6 protein-coding genes are annotated in these 12,440 nt (G+C 69.2%); 3 read left to right on the forward strand and 3 right to left on the reverse strand.

Annotation, left to right across the window (positions count from 1 at the left end; genetic code table 11):
- Positions 1-795: 795 nt before the first annotated feature.
- Positions 796-3,321: a M12 family metallopeptidase gene (locus D7Y13_RS12800; protein ID WP_158626152.1), complete on the forward strand. Its 2,526-nt coding sequence runs from the start codon at positions 796-798 to the stop codon at positions 3,319-3,321.
- 66 nt (positions 3,322-3,387) lie between these two features.
- Here the strand turns inward: D7Y13_RS12800 and D7Y13_RS12805 are convergent, their stop codons facing one another.
- Positions 3,388-5,052, reverse strand: coding sequence for an alpha-amylase family protein (locus D7Y13_RS12805; protein ID WP_120533351.1), 1,665 nt, complete (start codon positions 5,050-5,052; stop codon positions 3,388-3,390).
- A gap of 198 nt (positions 5,053-5,250) precedes the next feature.
- Here D7Y13_RS12805 and D7Y13_RS12810 point away from each other — a divergent pair, with 198 nt between their 5' ends.
- Together D7Y13_RS12810 and D7Y13_RS12815 are read left to right on the forward strand one after the other, a co-directional pair.
- Positions 5,251-6,213, forward strand: coding sequence for a TIGR03885 family FMN-dependent LLM class oxidoreductase (locus D7Y13_RS12810; protein WP_120583803.1), 963 nt, complete (start codon positions 5,251-5,253; stop codon positions 6,211-6,213).
- 35 nt (positions 6,214-6,248) lie between these two features.
- Positions 6,249-7,352, forward strand: coding sequence for a winged helix DNA-binding domain-containing protein (locus D7Y13_RS12815; RefSeq protein WP_233595570.1), 1,104 nt, complete (start codon positions 6,249-6,251; stop codon positions 7,350-7,352).
- Between the two features lie 9 nt (positions 7,353-7,361).
- Here the strand turns inward: D7Y13_RS12815 and D7Y13_RS12820 are convergent, their stop codons facing one another.
- Both D7Y13_RS12820 and D7Y13_RS12825 read right to left on the reverse strand, forming a co-directional pair.
- Positions 7,362-10,310 (reverse strand): DEAD/DEAH box helicase, encoded by a 2,949-nt coding sequence (locus D7Y13_RS12820; RefSeq protein ID WP_120533348.1) that lies wholly within the window; start codon positions 10,308-10,310, stop codon positions 7,362-7,364.
- 69 nt (positions 10,311-10,379) lie between these two features.
- Entirely contained in the window at positions 10,380-12,410 is a 2,031-nt protein-coding gene (locus D7Y13_RS12825; RefSeq protein ID WP_233595569.1) for a TonB-dependent receptor plug domain-containing protein, read from the reverse strand.
- Positions 12,411-12,440: the final 30 nt, after the last annotated feature.

The raw sequence follows: 12,440 nt of genomic DNA on the forward strand, positions 1-12,440 counted from the left end.
GTCAGCTTTTACCACCGCTTTCGTCCGCTCTGTTGCCTGCCGGACTTTCTTTCGGTGGGGCGCGGCTTCTACCACCGCCGCGCTCGCTGTCAACTCTGCGTTGACTGCCCTATTTTCTTGTCGGTGCTGCGCTCTCCCAGAAGTTCCTTCCGCGCCAGTGCGCGGGCTTCCGGGTGAGGGGCGCGGCTTCTATCTCTTCGCCGCGTTCTGCGTCAACCGCTCGTTACATCCGAGAGCGTTTCCTCAGAAGAAGCAGGTCGCTGGACGTCAGCGGCCGGCCGTTCCGGGGGGCCGGGCAATACCACGTGGTTTCCGGACCGCGCAACATTCCGTCGAAGCGTGGACGACAAAAAACGGCCGAGGTGTGGACGGCCGCGTCGGCGAGGGCCCCCCACCCTCCTCCCAGCGCCTTGGGCGGCCCCCTGCTCGACCGGAGTGACTTTCAGTTGCAGGTCCAGCGGTCTGTTCGCCTGGTGCCCAGGCCAGCCCCATGACGCCCACACTGCGAGGCGCTGCGCAGGGGCCTCTTCGCGAGCGGCACTGACTCAGTGGGAGCGATGGAAAGGGCCGTGGCGCAGCCGTCTCCTGCCCCAGGAAGTTCCATGGGCACGCGGCCAGCTTCGCCCCCTCCTCTCGTATCCCCGAACGAGTCACCGTCGTTCCAATCGAGGGGGAGTCCTTCACATGCGCAGCAATACGAATCACGCCCGGTGGATCCGGGCGATTACGGCCGTGGTCTGCCTTGGCACCGCTTGCCGGCCTGAAGACGTCGCGGAAACCACCACTCCGGTCCCCGTGCCTCAGGCGCCGTCCTCCGCCATCACGGGTGTGCGCTCGGCATGGGTCCGCCTGGGTCCCAACGCGGAACCGAAGGAGGTCAGGTACGAGGCCATCGACGGGCTCGCCATGTTCGAGGGCGACATCATCCTGGGCACCGTCGAGGACGTGGAGCGCGAGTCCGCGAACGTGCGCGCCCAGGCGGAAGGGCGTGTCTCCGCCCAGTCCATCCACGTCACCGGCAGCAGCAAGCGCTGGCCGAACGGCGTCGTCCCCTACGTCCACGTCTACGGCTCCCTGGATGACAACTCCGTCGTCCACGACGCCATCCAGCACTGGCAGCGCAAGACGGGCCTGCGCTTCGTGCCCGTGTCCGCCACGACGCCCACGTCCACCGACCACGTCTACTTCGTGAAGGGTCAGGGCTGCTCGTCCTCCGTCGGCCGGCAGGGCGGCCGCCAGTACATCCAGCTCGAGGGCGCCTGCGGGCTGGGCTCTGTCATCCACGAGCTGGGTCATGCCATCGGCTTCTGGCACGAGCAGAGCCGCGAGTACCGCGACGACTACGTGGAGATCCTCTGGGACAACATCCTCCCCGACAAGGAGCACAACTTCGAGCAGCACATCAGCGACGGCGACAACTACGGGCCCTATGACTTCGGCTCCATCATGCATTACGGAGCCACGGCCTTCGGCCGCACCGACCCCGCCACCGGCAAGACCCTGGTGACCATCCGCACCAAGGGCGGTGAGTTCATCGGGCAGCGCTCCGGGCTGAGCACGGGGGACATCACCTCTGCGGCCGCGCTCTATCCCGGTGAGATGAAGGGCAACTTCGAGGAGATCACCAGCACCGGCCAGGTGAAGGGCTGGGCGCTGGATACCGCTTCGCCCGAAGCGTCCGTGGACGTGCACGTCTACATCGACGGGCCCGCCGGAGCGGGTGCGTTCGGCGCCTCCGCCCCGACGAACGTCTATCGCGCGGACGTCAACTCCGCCAACAACGGCATCCTGGGCAACCACGGCTTCTACTTCCCCGTCCCCGCGTACTACCGCGATGGCCAGACCCACACGATCCACGTCTACGGCATCGACACGCAGGGCATCCACAACCCGCTCATCGCGGGCTCGCCGCGCAGCTTCAACCTGCCGGGCGCCTTCGGCACGCTCGACACCATCTCGGGCGACGGCACCGTGTCCGGCTGGGCGCTGGACCTGGACTCGCCCTCGCTCTCCATCCCGGTCTACTACTCCATCGATGGCAACCCAGCCTCCGTGGGTAACACGGTGGCGAACCTCTACCGGGCCGACGTGAAGGCCGCCTACCCGATGGCGTCCGGCGCCAACGGCTTCACCTTCCGCATCCCGGACGTCTACGTGGATGGCCAGGAGCACACGCTGCGCATCTACGCGTTGGATCAGCAGGGCCGCCACAGCCCGCTGCTCGTCAATGCGCCCAAGACGTTCCGGCTGGCCATGCCCTCGGTCTACCGGACCGGCGTCTTCGCGGGCACGGGCGGCGCGGATCAGCTCCTGACCATCGACGGCGCGGGCTACGGCTCACGCGTGGCCGTCGCCGGATACGTCAATGCCAACGGCTTCCCCCACTTCCACTACCAGGAGCCCTGGGGTGCATCGAGCCTGTTGGACGGCTGGCACAACCCCGGCGACATCAAGCTCCAGGGTGACTTCCGCGGCCTGGGTCATGACCAGCTGCTCTTCATCAACACGTCCGGGGCCCAGGGCCGGGTGATGATCACCGACTTCCACGACGGCGCCCTGCCCGCAGAGGTGCGCTACCACGAGTCCTCTGGGCAGAACGGCCTGCTCAATGGCTGGCACGACCCGGAGGACCTCCAGCTCGCGGGCGACTTCCTCAACCTCGGGCATGACCAGGTGCTGTTCTTCAACCGCGCCGGCACCCTGGGCCGGATCATGATCGCCGACTTCAGCGACGGCGTTGTTCCCGCCGAGGTCGGCTACCACGAGGCCTGGAGCGGCCCCAATTCGTTCGAGGATTGCTCCGAGCCGGACGACGCGTTCTACGTGGGTGACTTCCAGAACCTCGGTTACGACCAGGTGCTCTGCATCAACCGCTCGGGCACCGGGGCACGGGTGCGCATCCTTGATTTCCACTCGGGCGTGGCCCCGGCGCAGGTGCGCTACGTGGAGACTTCCGGCGCCTTCCCGCTGCTGGACGGCATGGTGGACGCGGAGGACAAGCAGGCCGTGGGCGACTTCCGTGGCCTGGGCTACGACCAGCTCCTGTTCGTGAACAACGGGACCACCGGTCCGGCCCTGCTCGTCGCGGACTTCCTCGACGGCGTCCCGCCCGCCGAGGTGCGCTACCGCGAGGAGCAGGGCGTGAGTGGCATCCCGTACGTCCTGGGCAACCGGATGCTCGTGGGTGACTTCCGCGGCCTGGGCCATGATCAGGTGCTCTACGGCGCCTGGCACGACCCCAGCTACTACACCACCATCGTGGACCTCTCCGACGGCGTCGCTCCGGCGGAGAAGCTCTTCGAGAAGATCGAACTCAACTGAGCCGCTGACGTCGCAGGGGCCGCGTCCCTCTCGAGGGGGACGCGGCTTCCGCTCCGTGTCTCGGGCTCAGCGCATCGGTTCCGCCTTGTGCTTGCGCGCGGGGTTCTCCTGCCCCACCCGGAACCAGCGATAGCCGTAGCCCTCCAGCGTCAACACGTGGCGCTTGCCATCCGCGGGCTCTGAATGGTCCTCGGACAGCACGTTGTAGAGCGGGCAGGCCTCCTCGCCGCCCGCGTCCAGCTTCACCGTGCAGGGCCGGGACGACAGGTTGTGCAACACCACCATCGCGTTGCCCTTCCAGTCGTACCGGATGGCGAGCACCGCCTTGTTCCCCGTGCGCAGAATCTTCCACTTGCCCCACCCCAGCTCCGGGCACTCCTTGCGCGCGCGGATGATGCGCTCGGTCCAGTTGAGCTGTGAGCCCGGGTCCCTTCGCTGCTGGGCCACGTTCACCTGGGGGAAGCCGAACGGCCCCTCCGACACCAGGGGCTTCACCGGCTTGTCCGCCAGCGTGAAGCCGCCGTGCCGCTCCGGGCTCCACTGCATCGGGGTGCGCACCGACTGACGCTCCACCAGCGCCAGGTTCTCGCCCATGCCCAGCTCGTCGCCGTACCAGAGCACCGGCGTTCCCGGCAGCGTGAACATCAGGCTGTAGGCCAGTTCGATGCGGCGGCGGTCCCCGTCCAGCATCGACGCGAACCTCCGGCGCAGCCCCCGGTCATAGAGCTGCATGCCCTTGTCGGGCCCCAGCGACTGGAACACCTCCGCCCGGTCCTCGTCCGACAGGCGCCCCAGGTCCAGCTCGTCGTGGTTGCGCAGGAAGTTCGCCCACTGCGCCGTGTGCGGCAGGTCCGGCGACTCCTTCAGCGCGGCGACGAGCGGCGTCGAATCCCCCCGGGTCAGCGCCAGATAGAAGTTCTGGTTCGCGAGGAAGTTGAAGACGAGCTGCATGCGGTCGTTCTCGCCAAAGAACTCCACCACCTCGTGCATGGTGACGTTGGCTTCCGCGAGCAAGATGGCGTCACCCTTCCTCCACGAGAGGAACTCGCGCATCTCCTCCAACAGGACGTAGGGGTCCTTCACCCCGGAGTTCTTCACGCCCTTGAGCTCCACGAGGAAGGGCACCGCGTCCACCCGGAAGCCGGACACGCCCAGCTCCAGCCAGAACCCCATCACCTTGAGGATCTGCTCGCGCACCTCCGGGTTGGCCACGTTGAGGTCGGGCTGGAAGTCGAAGAAGCGGTGGAAGTACCAGAGCTTCGCCTCCTTGTCGTACGTCCACGTGGAGGGCTGCACGCCCGGGAAGACCATGCCCTTGTTGGCGTCCTTGGGCCGCTTCTTCGACCAGACGTAGTAGTCGCGGAAGCGGCTGTCCGGGTCCTTGCGCGCCGCCTGGAACCACGGGTGCTGATCCGACGTGTGGTTCACCACCAGGTCGATGATGACGCGGATGCCGTGCAGCTTCGCTTCGTGCGTGAAGGCCACGAAGTCACCCAGGTCTCCCAGCCGGGGATCCACGCCGTAGTAGTCACGGATGTCGTAACCGTTGTCGCGGTTGGGCGTGGGCTGGAAGGGCAACAGCCACAGGCAGGTGATGCCCAGGCCCGCCAGGTAGTCCAGCTTGCGCCGCAGCCCCGTGAAGTCCCCGATGCCGTCGCCGTTGCCGTCCATGAACGTCTCGACGTCGAGGCAGTAGATGACCGCGTTCTTGTACCAGAGGTCTTCGATCATCCCGTCTCCCCGGGGCGTGCACCCCAGCGCGAGGGCCCCCCGTCCCCTTTAAGCATCCAGGCTCCCGCGTCTGACCCTCGGTTCAAGGGACGCGTGTGGAACCCCACACCCGGGGGCAGGCGGAGTTCGTTCAGCCAACACTCGCTCGGAAGCAAGCCTCGCGGCGCGGCGGAGCCGGCGCCAGGGTGGATGGACTCCATGGCACTCATCGGATTCCACGCGTCGCACGAACAGTTCACGCCCAGCGAGCTTCTTCGCCTCAGTCGGAAGGCGGAGGGCGCGGGCTTCCAGGCCGCGCTCAACTCCGACCACTTCCATCCCTGGACCGACACGCAGGGACAGAGCGGCTTCGCCTGGTCCTTCATGGGCGCGGCGCTCGCCACCACCGGGCTGTCCTTTGGCGTGGTGAACGCTCCCGGTCAGCGCTACCACCCGGCCCTCATCGCCCAGGCGCTCGCCACCCTCAACGAGATGTTCCCGGGGCGGGCCTGGGCGGCGCTCGGCAGCGGGCAGTACCTCAACGAGGCCATCACCGGCACCGGCTGGCCCGCCAAGGACCTGCGCAATGCCCGCCTTCGGGAGTGCGTGGACGTGATGCGCGCCCTCTTCCGGGGAGAGACCGTCACCCACCGGGGACTCGTCACCGTGGAGGAGGCGAAGCTGTACACGCGCCCCGTGGAGGCCCCCAGGTTGCTGGGCGCGGCCGTCACCGCGAAGACGGCCCGCTGGGTGGCAAGCTGGGCGGATGGGCTGCTCACCACCGCCCGTCCTCCGGACGAGCTTCGCAAGGTGGTGGAGGCCTTCCGGGAGGGCGGCGGCGAGGGCAAGCCGATGTACCTCAAGGTCCAGCTCTCCTACGCGGCCGATGAGGAGCGCGCTCGCGCTGGCGCCTACGACCAGTGGGCTTCCAACATCTTCGCCAACAGCGTCCTCACCGACCTGCGCACTCCCGCCCAGTTCCAGGAGGCCGCGAGCGTCGTGCAGCCCCATGACCTGGATGGCCCGCTGCGCGTCTCCAACAGCCTCCAGCAGCATGTGGACTGGCTGGGCGAGGACCTCCGCCTGGGCTTCGAGCGGCTGTACCTGCACAACGTCAACCGGGAACAGGACGCGTTCATCGATGCGTTCGGCGCGCAGGTGATTCCGGCGCTCACTCGCTGAACCTCCGGCCGCGCGCCCTGGCTATGCTCGGGCGCATGGCTACCGAAGTCCTGTCGTCCCAGGCCCTCAACCGGGCCACCCTTGCCCGGCAGTTGCTGCTGACCCGCGAGAAGATGCCGGTGCTTCGCGCCGTCGAGCACCTGGTGGGCCTCCAGGCGCAGCTCGCGCGTCCGCCGTACCTGGCCCTCTGGTCCCGGCTCCAGGGCTTCCAGCGGGACTCGCTCACGAAGCTCGCGCACCAGCGGGACGTGGTTCGCGGCACGATGATGCGCGGCACGCTGCACCTGATGACCGCGAAGGACTACCTGCGCTACCGCGACATGTACCGGCCCATGCTCACCGCCGCCATGCACAGCGTACTCAAGGAGCGCTCCACGTCGTTGGATCTGCCCGCGCTGCTCGCCACCGCCCGGCCCTTCCTCGATGAGAGGCCGCGCACGTTCGAGGAGGTGCGCGCCCACCTGATGAAGCACCACGTGGAGGGCGATGAGCGGGCCATGGGCTTCGCCACGCGCATGCTGCTGCCCCTCGTCCAGGTGCCCGAGGACGGGCTGGACTGGGGCTGGCCGGGCAACTCCGGGTTCACGCTGGCGGAGACGTGGCTGGGCAAGCCGCTGGACACCAACGAGGACGCCTCCCCGCTGGTGCTGCGCTACCTGGCGGCGTTCGGCCCGGCCACGGTGGCGGACATGCAGACGTGGTCCGGGCTCAAGCCCCTGAAGGACGCCTTCGAGAAGGTTCGCGGCAAGCTGGTGGAGTTCCGCGACGAGAAGAAGCGCGTGCTCTTCGACCTGCCCAAGGCCCCCCGGCCTCCCGAGGACACGCCCGCCCCGGTGCGCTTCCTGCCCGACTACGACAACCTCATCCTCTCCCACGCGGACCGGACCCGCGTCGTCACCGAGGAACACCGCAAGGCCATGTCCACCGGCAACCTGCGCGTGCAGGCCGTGTTCCTGGTGGACGGACGCGTCGCCGGCATGTGGTCCACCGAGCGCAAGAAGGGCTCCGCGACGCTGGTATGCAAGCCGTTCGTGCCGCTCAAGAAGCCAGCCCGCGACGCCCTCACCCAGGAGGGCGAGGACGTCCTTCGCTTCACCGAGCCCGACGCGAAGGACGTGGCGGTGACGTTTGCGAAGTGACGGCGAGCGTTACGCGAAGAGCTGGAGCAGGTCCTCCCGGGTGATGGCGGCGGCTCCGGAGGCTTCGCTGAGCGCGGCCTCGAACAGCGCCCGCTTCTTCTCCTGGAGGCCCAGTATCTTCTCCTCCACCGTGCCCTGGGACACCAGCCGGTAGACCATCACCGGCCGCTCCTGTCCGATGCGATGCGCGCGGTCCGCCGCCTGCGCTTCCACCGCCGGGTTCCACCACGGATCCATCAGGAACACGTGGTCCGCCGCCGTGAGGTTCAGGCCCGTGCCGCCGGCCTTCAGCGACATCAGCAACACCGGGGCTCCGTCCGGCCCCTGGAAGCGCGACGTCACGTCGCCCCGGTTCGTCGTCGTGCCGTCCAGGCGCTCGAACGCGATGCCCGCGCCCTTGAGCCCCGGCTCGATGAGGTCCAACAGCGACGTCCACTGCGAGAACACCAGCGCCTTGTGGCCTTCCGACACCGCCGTCTCCAGCGCATCCACCAGCGTCTGCACCTTGGAGGACGTCTTCGCGTGCTGGCCCGGCACGAGCGCGGAATGGCATGCCGCCTGCCGCAGCCGCAGCAGCGCCTCCAACGCCTTGAGCACGCTGCCGCCCTCGTTGAGCAGGGCGACCACCTCCGCTCGCGTGGCCGCCATCACCGCGTCGTAGACGCTGCGCTCACGCTCATCCAGTTGCACGTGCATCACCGAGTCCGTGCGCGGCGGCAGCTCCGGCGCCACGTCGCGCTTCAGACGCCGCAGGATGAACGGCCGGATGCGCCGACGCAGGCCCTCCGCCGCTCCCGGCTTGCCGTCCGCGATGGGCTGCGCCGTCTTCTCCTCGAACTGGCGGCGGCCTCCGAGCAGGCCCGGGTTGGTGAAGTGCATCAGGCTCCACAGTTCGTCCAGGCGGTTCTCCAGCGGCGTACCGCTGAGCGCGAGCCGCAGGTTCGCCTTGAGGCCGAACGCCGCCCGCGACACCTGGCTCTCCGGGTTCTTGATGGCCTGGGCCTCGTCCAGCACCACCGCCTCCCACGTGGGCGCGCCCAGCGTCGGCGCGTCCAGTCGCAGCAGCGCGTACGTGGTGAGCGTCACGTCCGCCGTGGGGTCCAGCTTGCGGCCGGGGCCGTGGTAGACGCAGACCTTCAACGAAGGCCGGAAGCGCTGCAGCTCCGCCACCCAGTTGGGCAACACGCTCGTGGGACACACCACCAGCGAGCGCGGCCCCAGGATGCAGATGGTCTGGAGCGTCTTTCCCAGACCCATGTCGTCCGCGAGGATGCCGCCCAGCCCCGCGCCCTTGAGGAACCCCAGCCAGCTCACGCCCTGCTGCTGGTAGGCGCGCAACGTGGCGTTGAGCTCCGCCGGCAACACGGGCGGTGGCAGCTTTTCGAAGCCCTCCACCATGGGTGCAAGCTTGTCCAGGCCCGGGGGCGGCGGCTGATCCAACGATTCGCACAGCGCGGTCAGCTCCGGCAGCGCGTGGTTCGCGACCCGGCCGTCCGACTGGCGCGCGGCCAGGAGGTCCGCGACACGCTGGCCGTTCTTGTCCAGCCACGCTCGCGGCAGCGGCGCCCACCCGCCACCGTCCAACGGCACGAGCCCCAGGCCCTCGGTCCAGGCCCGCACCACCGCAGCCGCATCCACCGTGCGCGCTCCGCCCTTGCCTCCCTCCACGTCGAACTCCAACGTGAAGCGCACCTGCGGCACGCCTCCGTCCGACGCGCCTCCCTCCACGCGCAGCGACGGCCTCAGGCGCATGTCCGGACTGACGATGCCCGCGGCGTCTCCGCCCAGGTCGCCGCGCCACTTCCGCAGCTTGTCCGCGAAGCGCATCATCTCCGGCCCCTGCACCGTGAGCCTCCGCCCGGGCACGAGGTTCAGCTCGTCGCGGAGCTGGTGGAGGAGCTTCGTCTCCGCGGCTTCGTCGCGCAGGGGCACCGCGCCCCGCAGGTACACCATGCGCCCGTTGTCGATCCTCACCGTGGGCGGCGCGCCGTACACCAGCGTGGGCAGCACCGACAGGCCCGCGGTGAGCTGGTTCAACTCCAGGAGGATGCGCGGCTTCAGGTCCCGGTCCAACGGCGGCAGGCGGCGGCTCTTCACGTCCACCGGCATGCGCCGCGCCAGCTCCGGCAGCACCTTGGCGGACAGCTCCCCCAGCTGCTCCGGCGCGTAGGTGCGCACGAGCGGCAGGTGCTGGAGCCACGCGCCCGTCATCGACGTCTCGCCCAGGCGCACCAGCGCGTCGGACGTCAGCGCGACGCCCGGGCTCACCACCTCCGTGACGCGCGGGTCGCTGAACACCGTCAGCACCCACTGCTGGCCCCGGTCCTCCACCTTCGCGCGCGGGGGCAGCACCTCGCTGGACACCGCCACCGGACGGCCGTCCAGCAGCACGTTGCGCGCGGGCTCCAGCGCCCGCAGCAGCGCGTCCAGCTTCTCCGCCAAGAGCGGTCCCCGCGTGCGCCGCTCCAGCAGGCGGTCCATGTTCAGGTCCACCTGCTCCACCTGCAACGTGACGCCGCCCGTGGGCTTCGCGATGCGACCGGCGAGGCTGTCCTCCAGGGGCTCCTCGGTGCCGTCCGCGTGCGCGAGGACGCGGTGCAGTTGCAGGCCACCTTCCACGCGCGTGAAGCGGTACACCACGCGCGACCAGCGCTCCGCCACGGCCTCCAGCGGCGCGTCCTGCTTCTCCGCCTGCTCCAGGGAGATGGCCGCCGCGACGACGTGCTCGCAGGGATCCACGCGGCTGGGGCAGTCGCACTCCCACGCATCGTCGCCCGGGTAGAGGACGACCGTGAGGGCCACCGGCCGCCCCGCCGCCTTCACCCTCAATTCGATTTCGGTGGCCGTGCGCGACTGGAGCGCCACCGCCCCCGCTCGCGCCAGACTCACCCCGTTGGACCAGATGCCGGGGCGGGCTTCTTTTCGGACGGCTTCGAGGAGCTGGGCGTTGTCGGACATGGCAGGGGCGTTCCCTACGCCCCGCCACGCCCCCGCGCAACGTCCGATGCGGCACGAGTGCGCGCTGCCCTACTCGTCGTCGTACGCCGGCTCGAACAGGTAGGTGAGCCGCACCAGGAACTCCCGGGTGAACACCGGCAGGGGCGCGTGGCCGCCGTTGTAGGGCTGGGCCACCCGGAAGTCGCTGCCCAGCAGGTTGTAGACGCCCGCGCCAATCTCCAGGCCCTTCGTGCCCACGTTCTCCGCTCGCACGAAGAGGTTGAGCAGCAGGCGGGGTGACAGCGTCTGGACCTCCGACACGCCCTCGTCGTCCGGGGCCCCGACGGCGAAGCGCTGGCCCACCAGCACGGCCGTGGGGCTGAGGGACAGCCAGGGCAGCAGCTTCGCGGTGCCCGTCAGCGTCGCCTTGTGCGTGGGCAGGCCGGTGAAGGCATTGGGCTGCCCGGGCACCAGGTAGTCCTCCACGTCGTTGCGCCCGCCGGGCCGGTAGAACGAGTAGCCCACCTGCGCGCGCCCCCAGGGGCCCCGGACGCGGTAGTCCAATTCCACGCCCCGGCTGCCCAGGCGCCCCAGGTTGCGGTACGCCTCCGAGTCCGTGTCCGTGTCGTACGAGTAGATGATGGGGTCCGTCACGCCCACGTCGAAGGCGTTGGCGCTCACCGTCTGGCCCTCGCCCAGGCGCACCGTGGCCTCCAGCTCATACACCGTGGTGCGCTCCGGCCGGACGTCGTCGCCCAGGGAGATGTTCTCGATGCCGGGCGCACGGAAGGCGCGGCTGTAGAGGGCCTTGCCGCTCACCGGGCCAAAGGACTTGAGCAGCACCAGCCGGGGCACGAAGGAGCTGCCGAAGAAGCTGTGGTCTTCAAACCGCGCGCCCGCCACCACCGTGGCGATGGGGTTGTCCGAGTACACCTCCACGAAGCCCGCGAAGTTGCGGTAGGAGACGACGTCCTGGTCGCCGTTGAAGGGCTCCTGCTGGCCGATGCCCGCGGGCCCCAGGAGCTTGCCTTGGTCGAACGCCAGGTCCAGGCCGCCCGTCAGTTGGAGGACGTCGAGCGCCGCCCACCGCGCCAGGGCCCGGCCACGCAGGCGCCGGTAGCGCTTGTCGTAGAAGAAGTCCGAGGCCTCGTCGGAGTCCCGGTACGACTCGCCCAGCGTGAGGTTCAGCCGGGGGATGATTTCGATGCGGTCCGTGGGGCGGAAGCGGTCGCTCAGCTCCGCGTGGAAGGACTCGAAGTCGGTGTTGGCCGGCTCGGGCAGCACCTCGTCCACGGACACGACGGAGGTGGTGTCCTGGCGCTGGTACAGCAGGCTCAGTTGCAGGTCGCGGTAGCCCACGCCCGCCTGCACCACCGTGGGATCCAGGCGCGACGCGCCGTTCATGCTCGCGGAGTCGCCGTAGAAGTCATCGAAGATGACGTCGCTTCGCTGACCCTGGCCCAGCGACGCGGAGGCGAAGGCGCTCAGGCCCGGCACGCCTTCAAACACCTTGCGGCCCGACAGCGTGAGGCTGCGCCGGCCGTTGCCGTGCGACAGCTGCCCGTAGGTGCCCACCGCCAGCACGTCCGTGCTGCCCTGGATGCCCCGGGTGATGACGTTGATGACGGCCAGCTCCGCGTTGCCGCCGTAGATGACCGAACCGGGACCGCGCACGACTTCGATGCGTTCGATGAGCTCCACCGGGAACTCATGGCCCAGTTGCATCGTGGAGTAGAGCTGCTCGTTCATCTCCTTGCCGTCGATGATGAGCAACACCTTGCCTTCCTGGCCCCACAGGCCCCGGAAGCCCGGCCCCACCACGCCCGACACGTCCACGCCGAAGAAGAAGCCCGGGACGAGCAGGAGCACGTCCATCAGGTCGCGCGCACCCGAGGCGCGAATCTCCTCCGCCGTCACCGCCGTGACGACCGCCGGCGAGTCGTGCAGCTTCGTGATGGCGAACGAGGCCACCTGGCTGTGCACCTCCGGCTCGTCCTCCAGCGCCTCCAGCCGGGCCTCCTGCCGGGAGGGCGTCTCCGGCGGCCCCGGGTCGATTCCCTGCTCGGGTTCGCCCTGGGCCCAGCCCGTGCCCGCGCCCAACAGCGCCAGCAACACAGCCACACGACGGCCCGACCCGCAGCGCCTGGTGAA

The sequence above is a fragment of the Corallococcus praedator genome (genome assembly GCF_003612125.1).
In the GTDB taxonomy this organism is placed as follows: Bacteria; Myxococcota; Myxococcia; order Myxococcales; family Myxococcaceae; genus Corallococcus; species Corallococcus praedator.